Raw genomic sequence first — 22,150 nt, 5'->3', positions numbered from 1 at the left:
GGCCGGATGAAACCGCAATCCCTGGCCGAAGGGCTGTTCCGCATGGCCGCCGCCTTCACGTCCCTGCCCTGGCCGCTGCTGAGCCGCTTCGGCGATGCGCTGGCCTGGACCTGGGGCAGGCTGGACGCCCGCGAAAGCCGGGTCACCCGCCGCAACCTGGAACTGGCCTACCCCGAGCTGCTACCCAGCCAGCGCGCCGACCTGCATCGGCGGATCCTGCGCGGCACCGCGCGGCAGGCGCTGGAAACCCTGTACTTCTGGACCCGGCCGCACGCGCAGAACCTGGAACGCCACCTGCGCCAGCGCCACGGCCAGGACCTGTACGACGCGGCGCTCAAGTCCGGCCGCGGCGTGATCGTGGCCGCGCCGCACTTCGGCAACTGGGAGCTGCTGAACCAGTGGCTGGCCTCGCGCGGGGACATCGCCATCGTCTACAAACCGCCGTCGTCCGACGTAGGCGATGCCTTCCTGCAGCGCGTGCGCGGCGCGGAGAACATCCGCCAGGTCCGCGCCGAAGGCCCGGCCGTACGCCAGCTGTTCAAGGTGCTCAAAGAGGGCGGCGCGGTCGGGATCCTGCCAGACCAGCAACCCAAGGCCGGCGATGGGGTGTTCGCCCCGTTCTTCGGCAAGGAGGCGCTGACCATGACCTTGGTCAACCGCCTGGCCGAGCGCACCGGCGCGATCGTGCTGCTGGGCTGGTGCGAGCGCGCCGGCTCGGGGCTGGACTTCGCCCTGCATGTCGAACCGACTCCGCCCGGGATCGATGACAAGGATCCGGTCGCCGGCACCGCCCTGCTCAACGCCCAGATCGAGCGCGTCGCCCGGCGCGATCCGGCCCAGTACCAGTGGACCTACAAGCGCTACACCCTGCGCCCGCCGGAAAGTGGCGAGACCGATCCTTACTGGACCGCCAAGCACCCGCACTGAGGGCAATCCGCATTACTGGCGCAACGACGGGCCACCGCAAGGCCGCTCCGTTCCGCCAGCGACCTCGTCGCGGGCCAAGTGAATCGGCGAAAATGCCAGCCTGCCCACGCTGCACGGATGCGATGGGTGCCGGCTGGAGATCGCCGTCCTTCGTCTCCATCTGATCCTTGCGTGCCTGGCGCGCAGGACTTTCCCGTCGCTGACGCCGTTGCCGCATGCCCATGACCGCTCCCGATTCCGCCATCGCCCTGTTTGGACACCCGGCCGCCGTTGCCTGCGAGCGAGCCGCGGCCGAGTTGCGCAGCGGCCGGCCGGTGGTGGTCGATGACGCCAGCGGCAGCCGCACGGCGCTGCTGGCCGTCGACGGCGCGACGCCGGCGACCTATGCCGCCTTCGGCGACGCGGCCGGCGGCGATTTTGCCCTGAGCCTGACCCCGACCCGCGCGCGCCTGCTCGGCCTGGCCGCGCCGCGCGGCGCCCGGCTCGACCTGGCCGGGCATGCCTTCGATGCACTTGCCGCACTGAGCCACCTGCCGGTAGCCGCGCCGCACGCCGGCGCGTGGTCGCGCGGCACCGAGCGCGATGCCGGCGGCCTGCAGCTGGCGCGCCTGGGGCTGCTGCTGCCCGCGCTGCTGGTGCACGACATCGTCGGCGACGCCTCGCCCTTCGATGGCTGCGCGCGGATCTCGCTGGACCAGCTCGCCCAGGGCGCGGCCCACGCCGGCCAGGGCTGGGAACTGGTGGCGCGCACCCACGTGCCGTTGCGTGAGTTCGGCGATGCGCAGTTCGTGGTGTTCCGCGGCGGCGTGGCCCAGCGCGACCAGGTCGCCATCGTGATCGGCACCCCGGACTTCAGCCAGCCGGTACCGGTGCGCGTGCATTCGTCGTGCCTGACCGGCGACCTGTTCGGCTCGCTCAAGTGCGACTGCGGCGACCAGCTGCGCAACGGCCTGCACAAGCTGGCCGAACTGGGCGGAGGCGTGCTGCTGTACATGGACCAGGAAGGCCGCGGCACCGGCATCGCCGCCAAGATGCGCGCCTACGGCTACCAGCACGACGGCCTGGACACCATCGACGCCGATGCGCTGCTGGGCTTCGGCCCGGACGAGCGCCGCTACGACGGCGCCGCCGCGATGCTGCGCGGCCTGGGGATCAGCCAGGTGCGCCTGCTCAGCAACAACCCGGAAAAGGTCGACCGCCTGCGCACGGCTGGCGTGGCGGTGATCGAACGCGTGCCGGTGACCGGCCGCATTACCGCCGACAACGAGGCCTACCTGCGCACCAAGGCGGCCCGCGCCGGCCATGCGCTGGACGTGGACGCGCTGATCGCCTCGCTCTCGTAGCGCGCCGTTGCGGTGACGGTCGCGTCATCGCCGAAGCCACCGCCACTGCAGTGATAGGCTCCCCGCCGATGACCGGACCGGGAGCGCCGGCCGGTGCATGGCATCGGCGGGCGCCTGACGCCGCGGTCGCTTCCGCACCGTTTCCAGCAGGCCCTCGCGTTGCACGACTCCCCCACGCCCGACGACCGTCCCGCTTCCACTGAGGCCTTCAGCCCGGCGCCTCCGCCACTGCCGAGCGGATTGCCCGAAGGCTGGCAGCAGCTGCCACCGCGCGGGGCCAAGATGGCCGCGGCCGGCGCATTCCTGGGCACGCTCTGCGCGCTGCTGGTCGCGAGCGTGGTCGCGCGCCTGGCCTGGCATGTCGCGCTGCCCTGGGGCTGGATCGCCGCGGCGATCTTGGTGTTGGCGCTGGTGACAGCGGTGATCGCCTATCGCCGCCATCGCTACACGCGCTGGCGCCTGGACGCTCAGGGCTTCGCGCTGATGCAGGGCCGGCTCTGGCAGAGCGAAACCCACGTCCCGATCTCGCGCGTGCAGCACCTCGATGTGCGCCGCGGCCCGCTGGAACGCGCCGCCGGCCTGTCCACGCTGGTCGTCCACACCGCCGGCACGCGCCTCAACGCGGTCTCGGTCTCCGGGCTGGACCAGCGCGATGCCGAACGCCTGCGCGACCGCCTCGCCCACCAGCTCGACCGCGACGACGACGCGCTGTGAGTTCAACCAGCGAGGCCAGCTCCGCGTCGGCGAACGACCAGCGCCTGCATCCGTGGTCGTGGCTGTTCGTGCTGCTGCAGCAGCTCAAGCAGTTCCTGCTGCCGCTGATCGTGCTGGTGGTATTCGGCGGACGCGATGGCGAGCGCGATTACTACGACAACATCGCCACCGCCGTGGTGATGGCGATTCTGGTCGGCATTTCAGTGATGCGCTACCTGACCTATCGCTATCGCATCGGCAGCGAGGGTCTGAGCATCCGCAGCGGGCTGTTCAACCGCAGCCGGCGCGAGATCCCGTTCGCCCGCATCCATAACGTGGTGGTCCACCAGTCGCTGCTGCACCGGCTCTTCGGCGTGGCCGAGCTGCGCCTGGAATCGGCCGGCGGCACCAAGCCCGAAGCACAGATGCGCGTGCTGCGCCTGGACCAGGCGCTGGCGCTTGAACAGCTGGTGCGCCATCGCGGCCAGGCCACGCCGGAACACGCCACCGAAGCCAGCGACAGCAACACGCTGCTGACATTGCCACTGGGCGAAATCGTGCGCCTGGGACTGATCTCCAACCGCGGCATGATCGTGATGGCCGCCACCGCCGGCGCGGCCTACCAGATGTTCCCGCAGAAGATGGTCGCCAACGCCCTCGAGGACTACGGCCGGCAGGTACTGGGGTACACCAGCCACCTGCACATGGGCTGGCTGTCGTGGGCAATCACCGCCGCCAGCCTGCTGCTCTGGGCGATCGCGCTGCTGCGAGTGCTGTCGATCGTGCTGGCCGTGGTGCAGTACCACGGATTCCGGCTGAGCGAGACCGACCGCCGCCTCACCGTCGAACGCGGCCTGCTGACGCGTATGCGCACCAGCGCGGCGCGGCGGCGGATCCAGTCGTGGACGTTGCGCGAAGGCGTGCTGCATCGCGCCTTCAAGCGCCGCAGCCTGCGCATCGATACCGCCGTGGCCGAGTCGCATGGCGAGCAGGACAAGTCGATCCGCGAACTGGTGCCGCTGGCTACGCCCGACACCTGCGATGCCCTGGTCCAGCACGTGCTCCCCGGTGTGCAATGGCCGCCGTCGCAATGGCATGCGGTGCCGAGCCGGCACTGGTGGCGGCTGTGCTTGTGGCCGGTGTTCTGGCTGGCAGGCCTGGCAGCCGCGCTGTGGCCGTGGCTCGGCGCACCCAGTCTGCTGGTGTTGCTGTGGCTGCCGTGGTCGGCGTTCAAGGCCCATCGCCAGGTGCGGCGCATGGGCTGGAGCGTGGATGCGCGCTTGGTCACCGTGCGCGGCGGCTGGTGGACGCGCTGGTGGCGCTTTGCCGAAGTGGACAAGCTGCAGGCGCTGCGCCTGAGCCGTTCGCCGCTGGACCGGTGGTGCGATACCGCGACCCTGCTGCTGGATACGGCCGGTGCCTTCGGCGACGGGCCGCGCATGACACTGCGCTTTGTGCCCACGGCACAGGCGCGCGCCTTGCACGAACAGCTCACCCGCACCCTGGCCCGCCGCCAGCTGCGCTGGTAAGCGCGGCAAACCGCGGTTGTAGGAGCCGCTTCAGCGGCGATGGCTTTACTGGGAAGACCACATCGCCGCTGAAGCGGCTCCCACACGGGCAGCGGGCTTCGGTCAGCGCGCGCCCAGTCCCCAGTACCCCAGCTCCTTGCGGATCTGCAACGCACGGAAACGTGCGCCGAACGGCTTGGGCTTCAGCACGCCCAACTCGCCAGCGACGAAATCCTCAGTCGCCGCGATCACCCGCTCGGACGACTGTCCATCGCGATCGGGATGGATCGAATCGGCATAGCGCACGATCTCTTCCATCAGCGCAGGCTCAGGCGCCAGCGCGCGCGCCAGCTGCTGCGGCAGCGCATCGGCCTCGTCGAAATCCAGCATGTGCGGTTTGGGCGCGCGATTGCGGAAGGTCACTACCGGTTTGTGCTGGACGATGAACTCCGAGACGATCGAGGACGTGTCCGACAACAGCACGTCCGCCGCACGCTGCGCGGCCATCACCTGCTCGGGTTCGACGAAGGTCGCGTTCGGCCCGGCCAGCGCGCGATAACGGTCGAACAGGTCCGGCGGACACTTGGGATGCAGGGTCAGCAGCCAGTAGCGATCGCCGCGGGCGATGTCGGCGGCAATCTGATCGATCAGCAGCGGCGCAGCGCTGAGGCGCTCGGTGAAGGTCGACCCGAACAGGATCACCGAACGACCCGCCGCCGACGCACGCAGCGCCGCACTGGCGCCACCATCGTCGCGAAACAGCGGATCCAGCTTCGGCCAGCCGGTCTGGACCACGGCGAAGTGGCCTTCGCGCTGGGCCAGTTCGCGGAACGGCGCGGTCGTGGCCGGCCCCTGCGTGCAATACAGGTCGAACAGCCCGCGCACGCGGAAGTGCCCGCGCGTATCGGCACGCTTCTCCACGTTGAAGCCATGGAACAGCTGCACCTTGGCGCCGGACACGAACGGCGGCACCCAGTTGGCCGCGCTGAACACCGCGCGCGGCTTCAGCGCTACGGCCTGTTTGAGGTTCACCTGCCGCACGTACGGCGCCACCTGCGTCTCCAGCCCGCGCGCATTGCCCTCGAACCAGGCGCTGACGGACTGGCCAGAGGCGTGCAGTGCCTGGGCCAGAGGCGCCAGAATAGGCAGCGCGTACCGTTCGGTCGCAAACAGCAGGTAATCGCCCACGCCATGTCCTCCACGTCCGCACACGACCCACGGCCGCGCATTTCGGCTTGCATTATCGCGTTCAACGAAGCCGACCGCATCGGCGACTGCCTGGACTCGCTGGCGTTCTGCGATGAATGCGTGGTGGTGGACTCGGGCTCGACCGATACGACGCTACAGATCGCGCAGGCCAAGGGTGCACGCGTGCTGCAGCGCGCCTTCGATGGCTATCGCAGCCAGAAGGATTTCGCCGTGCAAAGCGCCTCACACGACTGGGTGCTGTGCCTGGATGCCGACGAGCGCGTGGATGAGGCGCTGCGCTTGGCGATCCTGGCCGCGCGCGACAGGGGCTTTGCCGACGCGGCGGGCTATCGCTTCAACCGGCTCTCGGATTATTTCGGCAAGTTCCTGCGCCACGGCAACGCATATCCGGACCGCGTGCTGCGCCTGTTCGACCGGTGTCGCGGCGGCTGGCGCGGCACGCGCGAGATTCATGAAGCCGCCAGCGTCGATGGCGCGCTCCAGACGCTGGCCGGCGACCTGGTCCACTTCCCGTATCGCTCGCTGGAACAGCAGCTGGCCAAGACCCAGCGCTATGCCCTGATGATGGCGCAGCACGAATTCGCGCGCGGCAAGCGGGCCTCGTTCGGCAAATTGGTGGTGTCACCAGCGTGGCGCTTCTGGCGCGGCTACGTGTTCAGGCTGGGTTTCCTCGATGGCTGGCGCGGCCTGGTCTATGCCTACGTGCGGGCCAACTACGTGCGCCAGAAGGCGATCATGCTGTGGCTGCTGCAACACGGCCAGCCAGTACAGGACCCGCCGCGCAAAAGCTGACGCGGATCAGGGTTTGTGCGGGTCTTCGCGCAGGCTGAAACCCAGCAGGATGCCGACCAGCGTCAGGAAGCTGCCACCGCTGAGCTGGTGCGCCCACATCGACTGGCTCAACCCGCACAACACGAACACGATCACCACCGCCAGCCCGGCCAGCGCCGCGCTGCGCGAACGCCGCGGGAATGGCCGCACCAGCACCTGGCGGGCGAACAGCCAGGCCGGCACGCCATACAGCACCAGCAGTGCGATCAGCCCGGGAATGCCCATCGTCGCGCCCCATTCGGGCACGTCGCTGTGCGCGTGGCCGAGCTTGCACCAACCATCAGGGGCCGGGACCTGACACTGCGGCGCGGCCTGGACCACGCGCTCGAAACGGCCCACGCCGGCACCGGTCCAGGGCCGGGCCTCCAGCTCGTCCCGGGCCAGGCCGAATAGTTCGATCCGCGCGCCCGAGGACGAATCCGGGTCGCCGGCTGCGTAGCGCAGGATGTCCACCTGCAGCGCTTCCACCCGCTGCTGCACCTGCGGCAGGACCACCGCGAAAGCCACTACCGCCAACAACGCCAGCGTCCAAGCTTCGAACCGATGCCCGCGCCCGCTGGTGGCGCGCACGAACAGCGCGATGATCATCACCAGCGCCGCCGCCGGCCAGGCCCCGCGCGTGCCGCTCAGGCCGATGGCCACCAACCCTGCGCAGGTGGCGACCACCGTGATCACGAACCGGCCCGAAGGCCGCAGGAACACCACCAGCGCCAGCAGCAGCACCGCCATGTCGGCGAAGGTGATGGCGTTGTTCCAGCCATCGGCGCGCGGCAGATGCTGCAGGGTCTGCACGACCGCCACGATGCCCGCGCCGATCAACCCCAGCACCGCGCCCGCCCAGAGCGCTGCGCGCGGCGGCGCGAAGCCCAGCACCATCAGCGTGGCGACCGGGATCATCAGCACCCGACCACGGTCGCCGGCGTCTTTCCAAGTGTCGTGGTGGACCAGCACCGAAAAACTCACTACCGCCACCACGAACAGCACCGCCAGCAGCATTGCCAGCAGGGGCCAGCCGGCGGCCTTGCGCGCCTGCCAGATGCGATCCGGCGCCAGCAACGCGGCCAGCAGTGAACAACAGGCGGCCGGGGTCAGGCCCCACGGCGTGGCGATCATGCACGCCGGCAGCAGCACCAGCGCCAGCGTGTAGCACGCGCGCGCGGCACGCAGCCGCAACGTGTCGGGGAAAGGCTGGTCCAGGAACATCCTGTCGTCGTGCACGAGCATCGGGACTATTTACACCGCACAACCCGAACGCAGGCTCACTCGTCTTCCACCTGTGCGGCACGCGCCGCATCGTCGGCCGGGACCGGTGGCGAGGCCGGGCAGCCCACACGCGCAGCCATCGGCACCAGCCACCAGCCGCGACGGTTGGAATTGGCCACCTGCTGGGCCACGGCGCGGTCCACGCAGGTCGGCAGCGCCACGTCCTGCACCAGCAGCCAGCGCGCCTGCTGGGCCTGGGCCTGCCAGGCTAGGCCGCGCTGCAGCTGTTCTTTCCAGGTCATCTTGAAGCCGAAGGTCGTGGTCCGCGATTGGGTCATCAACAGGTTCTGTTCCTTCCAGGCGACCAGGCCCAGTTCGGCCTGCGGGCCGATCCGCCGGGCGACTTCGTGCATCACCCCGCGCGCGGAGCTGGAATCGTTGATCAGCGGCGCCAGCGTGATGCCGTAGAGCACCCACAACGCGCCCAGGATCGACAGCAATGCCTGGAGCGGCCGACGCCGGAACCAGAGCAGGCTGCCCAACCCCCAGGTGCCGATCGTCACCAGCACCCAGGCCAGGGTGTCGGTGATCGAATTGTCCAGGCCGCGTTCGACATGCAGCTTGCGCTCGAACGACGGCTCGCCGGTCAGCATCGTCACGCCCAGGCCCAGCGTGACCATCACCAGAAATCCGGCAAAGGCATACAGCACCGCGCGCGGCAGGCGCAGGCGCAGGATGCCCGGCAGCAGCGGCGCCAGCGCCAGGCACAGCATCGGCAGCGCCGGCATGATGTAGACATCGCGCTTGCCGTGCGGGATGGAGAAAAACACCATCACGAGCAGCCACCACGCGATCGGCAGCAGGTAGCGCGGGTCGTGCCGCAGCCGTAGCCGGCGCGCCCACGGCGCGATCGCCCACGGCAGCGCCAGGATCGCCGGCGCCCACATCGCCAGCACCGTCAGGAAATACCAGACCGGCTGCGGATGGTCCCAGGACCGCGCGTAACGCTTGGCCGTCTGCCGGAACAGGATGTCGTCCAGGTACGCACGGTGCTCCGGATCGCCCGACAGCAGCACCGTGGCCACCATCGGCACCAGCCAGATCGAGACCGCCACCAGAAAGGCCAGCGGCCCCAGCCAGAAGCGGCGATCGCCCGCCCACACCTTCACGCCCGGCCAGCCGCGCACCGAGGCCACCGCTGCCGGCAGGATCATCAACAGCGCCAGGAAGCCCACGCCCTTGGTGATCGTGCCCAGGCCGGCGAAGAACCAGCCCATGACCCACATCTTCCAGTCCGGGCCCTTGATCAGGTGCCGGATCAGGCCGTAGTTGGCCAGGGTGATCATGCCCAGCACCAGCGCGTCGATCTGCGCGCGCTTGGCCTGGTAGGTGAACTGGAAGGCGAACAGCAGCGCCCAGCCCGCATACAGGCCGACCTTGCCCGTCCACAGCCGCTGGCCCAGGTCCTTCACGCACCAGATCGCGCCCAGCGTGGCCACCAGCGACGGCATCAGGAACGCCACCCGCCAGTTGCCGGTGATCAGGAAGAACAGGCCTTCCAGCCACATCAGCATCGGCGGCTTGTCCGAATACAGCTCCACGCCGCGATGCGGGAACAGCCAGTTGCCGCTCTCCACCATCTGCTTGGCCACCAGCGTGAAGCGCGGCTCGTCGGCCGGCCACGGATCGCGCAGGCCGATGCCCGCGCCGATCACCAGCAGCGCGGTGATGAAGAGCAGCCAGGTATCGAGGGAACGGGTGCGGGCGAAGGTCATTGGGCGCATGGCGCAAAATGATAGCGATGGAATGTCGGAAGCCCGTTGTCTTGCGCAACGGGAAGCACTTTGCCTCAGCCAGGCTTGCGCAGGCGTGCGTAGAAAAAGCCGTCCATGCCGTCCTCGCCGGTCAGGCGCTGGCGGCCGACGCCGCTGGCATGGCCGAACGCCGCGCCCGGATCATCGGGCTGCGCCTCGGGATGCCGCGCCAGGAACGCGTCGATCTGACGCGCGTTCTCGTCGGCCAGCAGCGAGCAGGTCGCATAGACCAGCACGCCGCCGGGCTTGAGCACCGTCCAGGCCGCGTCCAGCAGGCGCGCCTGCAAGGCGGTCAGCGCGACGATGTCGTCTTCGCGCCGGTGCAGCAGCACATCGGGCTGGCGGCGCACGATCCCGGTGGCCGAACACGGCGCGTCCAGCAGCACTGCGTCGAACGGCGTGCCGTCCCACCACGCGTCCAGATCCGAGGCGTCAGCCGCCAGCAAGGTCGCCTGCACGCCAACGCGCTCCAGGGTCTGGGTGACCTGGCGCAGGCGTCGCGCGTCGACATCCATTGCGGTCAGGGCCAGGCCGGGAAAGCGTTCGAGCAGATGGGCGGACTTGCCGCCGGGCGCGGCGCAGGCGTCCAGCACCCGCGCGCCGGGCTTGAGGTCGAACAGATCCGCGACCTGCTGGGCCGAGCCGTCCTGCACCGAGGCGGCGCCTTCGGCAAAGCCCGGCAGCGCCGACATCGGCACTGATTCGGCCAGCTGCAGCGCGTCTCGCAGGACTTCGCTGGGCTGGGCGTCGATGCCTGCCTGGGCCAGTTCGGCCAGATAGATCTCGCGCGTCCCCAGCTGCGGATTGACCCGCAGCCACAGCGGCGCGGCCTGGGCGCTGGCGGCGAAGATCGCCGCGGCCTGTTCGGGCCAGTCGGCGCGTAGGCGCGTGCGCAGCCAGGCCGGCCAGACCTGGGCCGGATCGCCCTCGGGCACGCCTTCGCGCTGGGCGCGGCGCAGCAGCGCGTTGACCATGCCGGCCTGGTGCGGGCGACCGAGCGTGCGCGCGGCTTCGACCGTGGCCGACAGCGCGGCGTGCGGCGGCAGTTCCAGCGCATCCAGCTGGGCCAGGCCAGCCAGCAGCAGCGCGCGCAGGTCACCTTCGCGCGGGCCGAGCGGCCGGGTCATCCAGCTTTCGAGCGCAGCGTTATAGGCACCGCGGCGGCGCAGCGCGGTGAAGCAGATCGCCTCCAGCAGCGCGCGGTCGCGCACGTCGGCCAACTGCGGCAGCGCGGTGGCCAGCTCGCCCTTGAGCGAACGGCCGCGATGCAGCACCGCATCCAGCACGCGCGCCGCCATCACCCGCACGACCACGCCGGCCTGGGTGGTGCTCATGCGCTGACCAGGTCGCGGCGCGCGTTGAGATAGTCAGCCGCGGTGATCGCCTTGCCGCCTTCGCGCTGGACCACGCGCAGGCGCAGCGCGCCTTCGCCACAGGCGATGTCCAGGCCCTGGCGCGAGGCCATCAGCAGCGTGCCCGGCGCGGCGTTGTGCCGCAGCTCGATCGCGATCGCGCCGTGGATGCGCAGGCGCTCGCCGGCCACCGTGGCTTCAGCGATCGGCCACGGCACGAACGCGCGCACCTTGCGCGCCAGCAGGTCGGCCGGCTGGCTCCAGTCCAGGCGCGCCTCGGCCTTGTCCAGCTTGTGGGCGTAGGTGACACCCTCAGCCGGCTGCGGCGTGGGGATCGGGCGAATGCCGGCACGCAGCAGGCCCAGGCCATCGGCCAGCACCTGCGCGCCAAGCTCGGCCAGGCGGTCGTGCAGCTGGCCGCCGGTATCGGTGTCGTTGATCGGCGTGGTCTGCTTGAGGATCACCGGGCCGGTATCCAGGCCGGCTTCCATCTGCATCAGGCAGACGCCCGATTCACTGTCGCCGGACTCGATCGCACGCTGGATCGGCGCCGCACCGCGCCAGCGCGGCAGCAGCGAGGCATGCACGTTCCAGCAGCCATAGCGCGGGATCTGCAGCACCGCTTTGGGCAGGATCAGCCCGTAGGCGACCACGATCATCACGTCCGGCGCCATCTCGCGCAGGGCGGCCTGGGTCTCGGGGTTGCGCAGGGTTTCCGGCTGCAGCACCGGGATGCCGCGCTTGACCGCCTCCAGCTTGACCGGCGAGGCCGACAGCCCGCGCCCGCGCCCGGCCGGGCGGTCGGGCTGGGTATAGACGGCGATGACTTCGTTGTGGCGCACGGCCGCGCGCAGCGACGGCACGGCGAACTCAGGCGTGCCGGCAAAGACGATTTTCATGGGGCGTGACCGAAAACTTCAGGAGGGGAAGCGCCGGCGGCAGACCCACCGACGCAGGGCCGCGGCGCAAAACCGCGCCGGCCATGGCCATCAGGCCGCGTTGCGCTTGGCCTTGGCCAGCTTCTTCTTGACCATCTCGCGCTTGAGCGGCGAGAGGTAATCGACGAACAGCTTGCCGTCCAGGTGATCCATCTCGTGCTGGATGCAGACGGCCAGCAGGCCATCGACCTGCAGTTGCTGGGCCGCACCGGCGCGGTCCATGAACTTCACCGTGATCGCATCGGCGCGGGTCACGTCGGCGAAGATGCCCGGCACCGACAGGCAACCTTCCTGGTAGACCTGTTCGCCGGTCTTGTCGACGATTTCGGGGTTGATGAACACCTGCGGGGTGTTCTTCTCCTCGCTCACGTCGATGACCATGAAGCGCTGGTGGACGTCCACCTGGCTGGCGGCCAGGCCGATGCCCGGCGCGTCGTACATGGTCTCGAACATGCTGTCGAGCAGGGTCTGGAACGCCGGTTCGGCGACCTGGTCAGCCGTGACCGGCACCGCCTTGGTGCGCAGGCGGGGATCGGGGAATTCAAGAATCGGCAGCAGGGCCATGGTGACCACCAAGGTAAGGTGCCGGCTCTGGTCCGGCGACGGACCGCACATTGTAGCGCAGCCGACACATCGGATCGCTTGCATAGCCCGGGTTTTTCTGGACTATAGTGGCGACCGCCTGTTGGGGAATCAGGTACATACCGCCATGTTCAAACACTTTCGTACAGCTGCGGCTGTCGCGTTCCTGACCCTTGCCACCTATGCGACCGCACAGGAAATGGCGGGCAACCACCCCGACACCTATGTGGTGAAGAAGGGCGACACGCTGTGGGACATCTCCGCGCGCTTCCTCAAGAAGCCGTGGCTGTGGCCGGAGATCTGGCAGGCCAATCCCCAGATCGCCAATCCGCACCTGATCTACCCCGGCGACATCATCAGCCTGGCGTATCTGGACCGCGTGGCCACCGTGCAGCCCGGCCCGCGCCAGGAGGCACCGCTCAGCGGCGTGCCGCTGTCCGATGTGGAGCCGTTCCTGCGCAACATGCGCATCGTGGACAGCTTCGAGGAGCTGCCTTACATCGCCGGCCTGCAGGACGACCGCCTGCGCGCCTTCGGTGACCAGGACGTCTACGCCCTGAACCTGGAAGCGCCACAGGTCGGCCAGCGTTACGCCATCGTCCGCCCGACCAAGCTCTACGACGAACCCAAGCCCAGCTACGACCTGGATGCCCGCGGCGACTACACCCGTGGCGAAGGCAGCCTGTGGAAGCAGACCGAGGTTCCCAACGAGAACAGCGACTTCCTCGGTTACGAGCTGGAGCAGATGAGCATCGGCACGGTCACCGCCGTCGATCCCGATGGCAACGCCAGCACGCTCAAGCTGGAAGGCAACGGCCGTGAAGTCCGCGCCGGTGATCGCCTGATCCCGGTCGAGGCCCAGCCCTACGACCTGCAGTTCTTCCCGCACTCACCGAAGACCCCGCTGGTCGACGGCAAGGTCCGCATCATGTCGGTCGCCGACGCCATGCAATACGGCGGTGCCCACGACGTCGTCGCGATCTCCGGCGGCAGCCGCGAAGGCCTGGACAACGGCACCGTGCTGTCGATCTGGCGCCCGGGCAGCTACAAGCTGGATCCGTTCAAGGGCGAGACCTCGCGCATCGCCGAGACCAAGAAGTCCGGCCAGGGCCGCAACAAGCTGCCCGACCAGTACACGGCGCACGTGATGATCTTCAAGACCTACGAGAAGGTCAGCTACGGCCTGATCATGGAAGGCTCGGCACCCTCGCGCATCGGCTATTTCCTGCGCGATCCCGATGCCGGCCAGGCCAGCACCGCGACGGCCAGCCTGCACTGACTTCAGGCTTTTCCTACGCATGACCACGACGGCGCCCGAGGGCGCCGTCGTCGTTTGGCCGCCACACTTCTCGCATGGATGACGAGACCGACGCGCTGCTGCTGTTGATCCTGGCCGGAGGCGCCACCGCGCCGCGGCGCCTGCTGCTGGACACCCACGGCAGCGCCCGCGCCGCGCTGGCCGCTGGCGCTTCCGCATGGCGCGCGGCCGGGCTGGACGACAAGCGCTGCGCGCGCCTGCAGTCGCCCAGCGCGGCAGCGTTCGCCCGTTGCGAAACCTGGCTGGACGGGCCGGCCCACCATCTATTGCACTGGCAGCATCCGGACTACCCGGCGCTGCTGCGGCAGATTCCGTCGCCGCCGCTGGCGCTGTTCGTCGAAGGCGATGCCGACCTGCTCTGGCATGCCGGTGTGGCCGTGGTCGGCAGTCGCGTGCCCACGACCGGCGGCCGCGACAATGCCCGCGCCTTCGCCCATGGGCTGGCCTCGGCCGGCCTGGTGGTCTTCAGCGGCATGGCCACCGGCGTGGATGCCGCGGCGCATGAGGCTGCCCTGGCCTTGCCTGACGGCCGCACCGTCGCGGTCGTCGGCACCGGGCCGGACCTGGCTTATCCCGCCAGCCATGCACGGCTGCGCGCGCGACTGGTCGAGCGCGGCGCGGTGGTCAGCGAATTTCCGCCCGGCACCGAGGCGCGTGCCGCGCACTTCCCCAGCCGCAACCGGCTGCTGGCGGGCTTGAGCCTGGGGACGGTGGTGATCGAGGCGGCCGAACGCTCGGGCGCCCTGATCACGGCCCGCCAGGCCGGCGAGGCCGGGCGCGAAGTGTTCGCCGTGCCCGGCTCGATCCACAACCCGATGGCGCGCGGCTGCCACCGCCTTATCCGCGACGGCGCCACCCTGGTCGAGACGCCGCAGGACATTATCAACGGGATCGGCACCCTGGCCGGCGAGCTGGCCCAGGCCCTGCGCCAGCGCCTTGCAAGCGCGCCGCAGCGCCCCCATCCAGAGGCCCGCGTGGCGCCTGCGCCGCTGGACCCGGACTACCAGACCTTGTGGAAGGCCCTTGGCCACGACCCAACCGGTATGGATGACTTGGTCGCGCGCACCCGATTGACGACCGCCGAACTGTCCTCCATGCTGCTGGTCATGGAACTGGATGGGCGAGTGGCGGTCGAACACGGGCGCTACTCACGCAGATCATAGTTTTCCCACCTCCACAGTGCTTGCGAAGCACAGGCCGAGGGCAATGAAAGAGAGCATCCTGGACGTCCTGCTGTACCTGTTTGAACACTATTTCACCGAAGACGCCGACCCGGTCCGCGACCGCGACTCCCTTCAGAACGGCCTGATCCAGGCCGGTTTCAGCCCCACCGAAATCAATAAAGCCTTCGACTGGCTCGATGCGCTGGCCGAACAACGGCCTGCCGCCACCGAACCGCGCGTCGACGGCCCGATCCGCATCTTCCACGGCCCCGAGCTGGAAAAACTGGACGTGGAAGGCCGCGGTTTCCTGATGTTCCTGGAGCAGCACGGCATCCTGGATGCGGACCAGCGCGAGCTGGTACTGGACCGCGCCATGGCCCTGGACCAGGACGAACTGGACCTGGACGACCTCAAGTGGGTCGTGCTGATGGTGCTGTTCAACCAGCCCGGCTCCGAAGCGGCTTATGCCTGGATGGAAACCCAGATGTTCGCCGACGAACCGGAACCGGTTCACTGACGTTGCTGGACTGATCGCCGGCCGAACCCGGCACCGCATGGATGCCGAGGAACGTCTTGACGCAGTGGTACACAAGTAACGGCGGCCCGCCAGAGGGTCCGCTGACCACCGAGGCGATGGTCGCCGAAATCCGCGCCGGCCGTCTGCTCCCGCAGCACCTGGCCTGGCGCGAGGGCTGGCCACAATGGCAGCCCATCGCCAGCTGCATGGCCGAACTGGGCCTGGCGCCCACATCGATTCCACCGCCGCCCCCGCCTTTGCCCCCTCGCATGGCGACGCCGATTGCCGCGCCCCAACCTGCGCGCAGCCGAGGCTTGTCGGGCTGCGCGATCGTCGCGCTGGTGGCCGCGGGATTGCTGGTGCCGATCATCGGCATCCTCGCGGCGATTGCCATTCCCGCTTACCAGGACTACACCCGCCGGGCGATGGTCTCGCAGGCAATCGGCGCGGCCTCCCCGGCCAAGCTGCACCTGCAGATGTCGATGATCGGCCAACCCGCCGGCCAATGCCCGGGCAATGGCCAGGGCGCCTTGCGCGCCCCGGAGGACTACGCCCGCCAAGGCCTTGCCCGCATCACCTTCGGCGCGATGGAGACCGGCGACTGCGGCATGGAACTGGTCCTGCGCCAGCCCAAACAGCGCGCGCTGGACGGAAAGCGCCTCTGGCTGACGCTGGAACCCGGCCTGTCCGGCGGCTGGACTTGCCGCTCGGAACTGCCCGACAAATATCTCCCGCCCAGCTGTCGCAGCCACGCGGACTAGGCCGGCCCGCGCGGCTGGGGTAACGTCGCGCCGGGAATTCACAGACACGTGGGGAAAGGATGTCGAACTGGTATTACGCCGACCGTGACCGTCAGCGTCATGGGCCGATGGAGGGCGCCGTGCTGGCGCAACTGTTCCGCGATGGCCGCATCGGGCTGGACGCGCTGGTCTGGCGCGACGGCATGCCCGACTGGCAGCCGCTGTCGCAGATGAGCGGCGAACTCGGCCTGCTGGCCGACGCCCCGGTCACGCCGCCGCCAGCGCCGGCCGATCCCGCGTTGCCCGAAGCGCCTGCGACCGCGACGGCCGATGATGGACGCGCCGTGTTCACCGCCCGCGAGCCGAGCTACCAGGCCCAGCGCGAGGCCGAGGCTTTCACCGCTACCCGCACCAGCACCGCCGACTACTCGCCGTATTCGGCGCCCAGCGCCGCGCTGATCGGCCATGGCCAGGTGGTCTTGGGCGGCGAAGTGGTCTACGCCGGTTTTTGGAAACGCGTGGCGGCCTACATGATCGATTCGATCATCGCCGGCCTCGCGTGCGGCATTGTCGGCGCGATCATCGGCGGCGTGATGGGGGCCGGATTTGGCCTCAGCGGCGGCTTGGGCTCGGGCAGCTATATCGCCATCCAGGCTGTGACCCAAGTCGTGAGCCTGATCCTGGGCGCGTCCTATTTCGCCTATTTCCACGCATCCAGCAGCCAGGCAACGCCCGGCAAGATGGCCGTGGGCATCAAGGTGGTGGCGCCAAACGGTGAATCGATCAGCTTTATGCGGGGCTTTGGCCGCTATTTCGCGATGATCGTGAGCAGCCTGACCCTGTGCATCGGCTTCGCCATGGCTGGGTTTACCGAGCGCAAACGCGCCCTGCACGACATGATCTCCGGCACCCTGGTCGTGGACCGCTGGGCCTTCACCGACCAGCCCGAACGGCAGCGTCCGGAGCTGGGCGGGGTGACGATCGCGATCCTGGCGATCTTCGGCGTCCTGATGCTGCTGGCCTTGGTCGTGGCGGGCATTGCGATCGCCGCCGTGGCCTCGCGCGGCTTCGGCTCCTGACCGGCCTTGCCTGAACGCCGCGCTTGACAGCCGGGCTAGGCGCGTGATTCCACTATAAATAGAGAAAAGCTGAACGCCCGGCGCCGCAAGGCCCGGGCGTCGCCTTCTGTCCCCCGTCCAACTGGCGCACACTCGCCGCCCCGCGCGGCCCGACTCGAACACCTTATTCAATGCCCAAGCACCTGCTCATCGTCGAATCGCCGGCCAAGGCCAAGACGATCAACAAATACCTCGGCAAGGACTTCACCGTCCTGGCCTCGTACGGGCATGTGCGCGACCTGATCCCCAAGGAAGGCGCGGTCGACCCCGACAACAACTTCACGATGCGCTACGACCTCATCGAGAAGAACGAGAAACACGTCGAAGCCATCGCCAAGGCCGCCAAGGGCGCCGACGACATCTATCTGGCGACCGACCCGGATCGCGAGGGCGAGGCGATCAGCTGGCACATCGCCGAGATCCTGAAAGAGCGCAACCTGATCAAGGACAAGCCCATGCACCGGGTCGTGTTCACCGAGATCACCCCGCGCGCCATCAAGGAAGCCATGACCAAGCCGCGCGCCATCGCCGGCGATCTGGTCGATGCGCAGCAGGCACGCCGCGCGCTGGATTACCTGGTGGGTTTCAACCTGTCGCCGGTGCTGTGGCGCAAGGTGCAGCGCGGACTGTCTGCCGGCCGCGTGCAGAGCCCGGCACTGCGCATGATCGTCGAGCGCGAGGAAGAGATCGAAGCCTTCATCGCCCGCGAGTACTGGTCCATCGGTGCGGCGTGCGCGCATCCCTCGCAGCCCTTCGCCGCCAAGCTGGTGAAGCTGGACGGGCAGAAGTTCGAGCAGTTCACCGTCACCGATGGCGACACCGCCGAAGCGGCGCGCATGCGTATCCAGCAGGCCGCCCAAGGCATGCTGCATGTGACGGATGTGGCCAGCAAGGAGCGCAAGCGTCGCCCAGCGCCGCCGTTCACCACTTCCACGCTGCAGCAGGAAGCCTCGCGCAAGCTCGGCTTCACCACGCGCAAGACCATGCAGGTCGCACAGAAGCTTTATGAAGGCGTCACCCTGGGCGACGAAGGCGCGGTCGGCCTGATCAGCTACATGCGTACCGACTCGGTGAGCCTGTCGCAGGATGCGCTGAGCGAGATCCGCGACGTAATCGCGCGCGACTATGGCACCGCCTCGCTGCCCGATCAGCCCAACACCTACCTGACCAAGTCCAAGAACGCGCAGGAAGCCCACGAAGCCGTGCGCCCGACCTCCGCGCTGCGCACGCCGGCGCAGGTGGCCAAGTTCCTGTCCGACGACGAGCGCCGCCTGTACGAGCTGATCTGGAAGCGCGCGGTGGCCTGCCAGATGATCCCGGCCACGCTCAACACCGTCAGCGTCGAGCTGGCCGCCGGCAACGCGCACAGTTTCCGCGCCAGCGGCACCACCGTGGTCGTGCCCGGCTTTCTGGCCGTGTACGAAGAGGGCAAGGACACCAAGGGCGCCGACGACGAGGACGAAGGCCGCAAGCTGCCGGCCATGAAGCCCGGCGACACCGTGCCGCTGGACCGCGTCATCGCCGAACAGCATTTCACCCAGCCACCGCCGCGCTTCACCGAAGCGGCGCTGGTCAAGACGCTCGAGGAATACGGCATCGGCCGTCCCTCGACCTACGCCTCGATCATCCAGACCCTGATCTTCCGCAAGTACGTGGAGATGGAAGGCCGCAGCTTCCGCCCGTCCGACGTCGGCCGTGCGGTCAGCAAGTTCCTGTCGGGGCATTTCACCCAGTACGTGGACTACGACTTCACCGCCAAGCTCGAAGACGAGCTCGACGCGGTCAGCCGTGGCGAAGAAGACTGGATCCCGCTGATGGCCCGTTTCTGGGGCCCGTTCAACCAGCTGGTGGAAGAGAAGAAGGAATCGGTCGACCGCGCCGAGGCCAGTGGCGCGCGCGAGCTCGGCACCGACCCCAAGACCGGCAAGCCGGTGAGCGTGCGCCTGGGTCGGTTCGGGCCGTACGCGGCCATCGGCAGCACCGCCGAGGACGCCGAGGATAAGCCCAAGTTCGCCTCGCTGCGGCCAGGCCAGTCGATGCACACCATCTCGCTGGAAGACGCGCTAGAGCTGTTCCTGATGCCACGCGCGCTGGGCGAGGACAAGGGCGAGGACGTCAGCGTCGGCATCGGTCGCTTCGGCCCCTTCGCCAAGCGCGGCAGCACCTACGCCTCGCTGAAGAAGGAAGACGACCCGTACACGATCGACTTGGCCCGCGCCGTATTCCTGATCGAAGAGAAGGAAGAGATCGCGCGCAACCGGGTCATCAAGGAATTCCCGGACAGCGAGATCCAGGTGCTCAACGGCCGCTTCGGTCCGTACATCAGCGACGGCAAGCTCAACGGCAAGATCCCCAAGGACCGTGAGCCGGCGTCGCTGACCCGCGACGAGGTGATCAAGCTGCTGGAAGAAACCGGCAAGCCGGTGCGCAAGGGCTTCGGCGCCAAGAAGACCGCGGCCAAGAAGGTTGCGAAAAAGGCCGAGCCGGCCGAGAAGAAGCCCGCCGCCAAAAAGGCGGTGAAGAAGGCCGCGAAAAAGACGGCCAAGAAGGCCACCAAGAAGCCCGCGGCAAAAAAGACCGTGGCCAAGAAGGCGACCGGCCAGGACGCCGCGCCGTTCTGATCGGCGCCACCGCATGACCGCCAGAACGCTGTCGCTGGATGCCGCTGCCGCGCTGTTGCGCGACGGCGGCGTGGTCGCCTACCCGACCGAAGCGGTCTGGGGCCTGGGCTGCGATCCGATGTCGCAGTCCGCGGTGGAAAAGTTGCTGGCGATCAAGGAACGCCCGGTCGACAAGGGCCTGATCCTGATCGCCGCGCGCGTGGACCAGCTCGATGGCGTGCTCGACTGGTCGGCCTTGCCCGACGCGCGCCGCGACGAGGTACTCGCCAGCTGGCCGGCTGCCAATACGTGGATCGTGCCGGCCTCGGCCAAGGCGCCGGCCTGGGTCACCGGCGCGCACACCGGCATCGCGGTGCGGGTCAGCGCGCACCCGCAGGTGATCGCCCTATGTGAGGCCTTCGGCGGGCCGATCGTCTCGACCAGTGCCAACCTCACCGGGCAACCGGCAGTGAGCACGCAGGACGCGCTCGATCCGGCCCTGCTCGCGCGCCTGGATGGCGTGCTGCCCGGCGCGACCGGCGGCCTGGAGCGCCCCAGCGTGATCCGCAATGCCCTCACCGGCCAGGTGCTGCGCGGCTGAACGTCGCGGCGGCGCACGCTTTCCTGCCTGCGGCCACGCGTGCAAGATGCCGGCATGTCGCGTTACCTGCCCCTGCTGTCGTGTGGTGTCCTGCTGGCGCTGATCGCATCGGGCGTGGCACACGCCAGCGGTCAGGTCACCGTGTATCGCTGCGAAGCGAGCAACGGCAAGGTCACCCTGGGCGATGCGCCCTGCCCGGCCGGACAGCGCCAGGAAACCCGCGAAATGATCCGTCCGCAGGATCCCCCGCCCGCGCCGGCGCCGGTCGCGGCCCCAACACCCCCGCCCACCGCGCCGATCGTGCGCGACGTGGTCGTCTACCGGACTCCACCGCGCCCCATGTACGAATGCACCAACGTCGACGACAGCAAGACCTACACCAGCGACAACGGTGACGGCAATCCGCGCCTGGTGCCGATCTGGTCGCTGGGCTATCGCGGCCGCGGCTCGGTGGTCGTCGGCAATACCTGGGTCCGCGACACCTGCCACCAGCTGCCGCAGGCGGAAGTCTGCGATCGCCTGCGCGATCGCCGTTACGAGATCCTGCGCCAGTACCACAGCGCGCTGCAGAGCGAGCGGCAGGCGCTGGATCGCGAGCAGCGCGGCGTGGACGCGCGCCTTGGCAACGATTGCGGAGCGGGTTGATGTCGATGAAAGGCTGGGCGCGCGCCGCCCTGTGCGTGTGCGGACTGATCGCCGGCGGCGCCGCACAGGCGCAGACCACGATCTACCGCTGCACCGATGCCAAGGGCGAGATGACGGTGCAGAACGCACCCTGCCCGGAAGGCACCAGGCAGGACAAGCGCGAGGTGAAGGACGTCGCCACCCAGCCGCTGCCTGCCTCGTTCAAGTCGTCACCCGCGCAGGCCAGGAGCGCCGCCGAGCCCACACCGCCCGCCGCGCCCCAAATCCCGCCTGCGCCGCTGCATCTCAGCGCCAAGCCGGAAACGCCGGTGGTGGCCGCGCCGTCCGGGCCGGCCACCACGATCTATCGCTGCACCGATGCCAAGGGCGAGATGACCGTGCAGAACGCGCCCTGTCCGCCCGGCAGCAAGCAGGACAAGCGCGAGGTGCATGAAGTGGCCAGCATGCCGCTGCCCGGCAACGCGCCCGCCACGCCGCCGCCGGCGCAGGCCGCGCCGCCGAGCGCCGCAAGCACAGCGCCTGGGCGCAACGACGGTTCGCGTTCCAGCGCGATCGCGCTGCCGCCGCCGGAAGACGCGCAGACCATCCAGACCATCGGCGGCATGACCCTGATCGAGGACCCAACCCTGCACAAGGACGATGCGGCTGCCGATGCCTTGGCCGGTCGCGGCAATGCCGCGCCAAAGGCCGTCGATGCAGGCACGGTCACCGGCAGCGCGCCACCGATCCTGTTCCAGTGCACCACCTACGACAACGGCACCTATCTCACCGAGCAGGCCGAACCGCAGTCGCGCTGCGCGCCGCTCAAGACCGTTGGCCTGGACGGCAATCCGTTTTCGGGCAGCGGCAAGGCCTGCCAGGTAATCCACGACGTCTGCGCGCGCGTGCCCGACCAGAAGCTGTGCGGCGCGTGGAAGAAGCGCCTGGGCGAAACCGAGGTCGCGTATCGCTACGCCAAGCCGGAAAACGCGGCGCAGAACCAGGCTGAGTACGCGCGCGTGCAGCGCATCGTCCAGGATGCCGGCTGCAAGTAAGCCGGCCGTTCGCT

The 22,150-nt window shown here is 69.0% G+C and carries 20 protein-coding genes; 14 read left to right on the top strand and 6 right to left on the bottom strand.

Annotated elements, in window-relative coordinates:
• Nucleotides 1-6: 6 nt before the first annotated feature.
• From BMZ17_RS09670 to BMZ17_RS09655, 4 genes are all read left to right on the top strand, one after another.
• On the top strand, nt 7-927 hold the full coding sequence (locus BMZ17_RS09670; protein WP_093138387.1) for a lauroyl acyltransferase: 921 nt from the start codon (nt 7-9) through the stop codon (nt 925-927).
• Between the two features lie 221 nt (nt 928-1,148).
• Nucleotides 1,149-2,270: a GTP cyclohydrolase II RibA gene (ribA, locus tag BMZ17_RS09665; RefSeq protein WP_093138386.1), complete on the top strand. Its 1,122-nt coding sequence runs from the start codon at nt 1,149-1,151 to the stop codon at nt 2,268-2,270.
• A 282-nt stretch (nt 2,271-2,552) separates the two neighbouring features.
• The gene (locus tag BMZ17_RS09660) at nt 2,553-2,984 is read left to right on the top strand and encodes a PH domain-containing protein (RefSeq protein ID WP_093139555.1); all 432 of its coding nucleotides are present in this window, start codon (nt 2,553-2,555) and stop codon (nt 2,982-2,984) included.
• On the top strand, nt 2,981-4,492 hold the full coding sequence (locus BMZ17_RS09655; RefSeq protein ID WP_093138385.1) for a PH domain-containing protein: 1,512 nt from the start codon (nt 2,981-2,983) through the stop codon (nt 4,490-4,492). Before BMZ17_RS09660 ends, BMZ17_RS09655 begins: the two co-directional genes overlap by 4 nt.
• Nucleotides 4,493-4,594: 102 nt before the next feature.
• On the opposite strand, the gene BMZ17_RS09650 is transcribed toward BMZ17_RS09655, so the two are convergent.
• The gene (locus tag BMZ17_RS09650) at nt 4,595-5,659 is read right to left on the bottom strand and encodes a CDP-glycerol glycerophosphotransferase family protein (protein ID WP_093138384.1); all 1,065 of its coding nucleotides are present in this window, start codon (nt 5,657-5,659) and stop codon (nt 4,595-4,597) included.
• A 3-nt stretch (nt 5,660-5,662) separates the two neighbouring features.
• On the opposite strand from BMZ17_RS09650, the gene BMZ17_RS09645 reads away from it, so the two are divergent.
• Nucleotides 5,663-6,472 (top strand): glycosyltransferase family 2 protein, encoded by an 810-nt coding sequence (locus BMZ17_RS09645; protein ID WP_093138383.1) that lies wholly within the window; start codon nt 5,663-5,665, stop codon nt 6,470-6,472.
• 6 nt (nt 6,473-6,478) lie between these two features.
• Here BMZ17_RS09645 and BMZ17_RS09640 read toward each other — a convergent pair whose 3' ends face one another.
• From BMZ17_RS09640 to def, 5 genes are all read right to left on the bottom strand, one after another.
• Complete coding sequence (locus BMZ17_RS09640; RefSeq protein WP_175485544.1) at nt 6,479-7,729, bottom strand: O-antigen ligase family protein; 1,251 nt, start codon at nt 7,727-7,729, stop codon at nt 6,479-6,481.
• Nucleotides 7,730-7,770: 41 nt separating this feature from the next.
• Complete coding sequence (locus BMZ17_RS09635; protein ID WP_093138381.1) at nt 7,771-9,498, bottom strand: ArnT family glycosyltransferase; 1,728 nt, start codon at nt 9,496-9,498, stop codon at nt 7,771-7,773.
• A 65-nt stretch (nt 9,499-9,563) separates the two neighbouring features.
• Nucleotides 9,564-10,862, bottom strand: a complete 1,299-nt coding sequence (gene rsmB / locus BMZ17_RS09630) for a 16S rRNA (cytosine(967)-C(5))-methyltransferase RsmB (protein ID WP_093138380.1) — start codon at nt 10,860-10,862, stop codon at nt 9,564-9,566.
• Nucleotides 10,859-11,779 (bottom strand): methionyl-tRNA formyltransferase, encoded by a 921-nt coding sequence (fmt, locus tag BMZ17_RS09625; protein ID WP_093138379.1) that lies wholly within the window; start codon nt 11,777-11,779, stop codon nt 10,859-10,861. Before fmt ends, rsmB begins: the two co-directional genes overlap by 4 nt.
• A gap of 90 nt (nt 11,780-11,869) precedes the next feature.
• Nucleotides 11,870-12,382: a peptide deformylase gene (gene def / locus BMZ17_RS09620; protein ID WP_093139552.1), complete on the bottom strand. Its 513-nt coding sequence runs from the start codon at nt 12,380-12,382 to the stop codon at nt 11,870-11,872.
• A 145-nt stretch (nt 12,383-12,527) separates the two neighbouring features.
• Between def and BMZ17_RS09615 the strand changes: the two genes are divergently transcribed.
• The 9 genes from BMZ17_RS09615 (at nt 12,528) to BMZ17_RS09575 (ending at nt 22,136) form a co-directional block, all read left to right on the top strand.
• Entirely contained in the window at nt 12,528-13,679 is a 1,152-nt protein-coding gene (locus BMZ17_RS09615; protein WP_093138378.1) for a LysM peptidoglycan-binding domain-containing protein, read from the top strand.
• Nucleotides 13,680-13,753: 74 nt separating this feature from the next.
• Nucleotides 13,754-14,881 carry a DNA-processing protein DprA gene (gene dprA, locus BMZ17_RS09610; protein WP_093138377.1) on the top strand — a complete coding sequence of 376 codons (1,128 nt, stop codon included), beginning with the start codon at nt 13,754-13,756 and terminating at the stop codon, nt 14,879-14,881.
• Between the two features lie 43 nt (nt 14,882-14,924).
• The gene (locus tag BMZ17_RS09605) at nt 14,925-15,398 is read left to right on the top strand and encodes a DUF494 family protein (protein WP_093138376.1); all 474 of its coding nucleotides are present in this window, start codon (nt 14,925-14,927) and stop codon (nt 15,396-15,398) included.
• 56 nt (nt 15,399-15,454) lie between these two features.
• A complete protein-coding gene (locus BMZ17_RS09600) occupies nt 15,455-16,159 on the top strand; it encodes a GYF domain-containing protein (RefSeq protein WP_175485543.1) in 705 nt (234 codons plus the stop codon).
• Nucleotides 16,160-16,218: 59 nt separating this feature from the next.
• A complete protein-coding gene (locus BMZ17_RS09595) occupies nt 16,219-17,217 on the top strand; it encodes an RDD family protein (RefSeq protein ID WP_093138374.1) in 999 nt (332 codons plus the stop codon).
• A gap of 170 nt (nt 17,218-17,387) precedes the next feature.
• Nucleotides 17,388-19,877 carry a DNA topoisomerase I gene (locus tag BMZ17_RS09590; RefSeq protein WP_093138373.1) on the top strand — a complete coding sequence of 830 codons (2,490 nt, stop codon included), beginning with the start codon at nt 17,388-17,390 and terminating at the stop codon, nt 19,875-19,877.
• A 13-nt stretch (nt 19,878-19,890) separates the two neighbouring features.
• Nucleotides 19,891-20,457, top strand: a complete 567-nt coding sequence (locus BMZ17_RS09585) for an L-threonylcarbamoyladenylate synthase type 1 TsaC (protein ID WP_093138372.1) — start codon at nt 19,891-19,893, stop codon at nt 20,455-20,457.
• A 54-nt stretch (nt 20,458-20,511) separates the two neighbouring features.
• Nucleotides 20,512-21,102, top strand: a complete 591-nt coding sequence (locus BMZ17_RS09580; RefSeq protein WP_093138371.1) for a DUF4124 domain-containing protein — start codon at nt 20,512-20,514, stop codon at nt 21,100-21,102.
• Nucleotides 21,102-22,136 (top strand): DUF4124 domain-containing protein, encoded by a 1,035-nt coding sequence (locus BMZ17_RS09575; RefSeq protein ID WP_093138370.1) that lies wholly within the window; start codon nt 21,102-21,104, stop codon nt 22,134-22,136. The genes BMZ17_RS09580 and BMZ17_RS09575 overlap by 1 nt, the downstream gene beginning before the upstream one ends.
• The last annotated feature ends 14 nt before the right edge of the window (nt 22,137-22,150 follow it).

The organism is Pseudoxanthomonas sp. GM95, assembly GCF_900109775.1.
Taxonomy (GTDB): Bacteria; Pseudomonadota; Gammaproteobacteria; order Xanthomonadales; family Xanthomonadaceae; genus Pseudoxanthomonas_A.
Note: the sequence above shows the minus strand (reverse complement) of the source record. Positions and strands in the feature narration are given on the sequence as shown.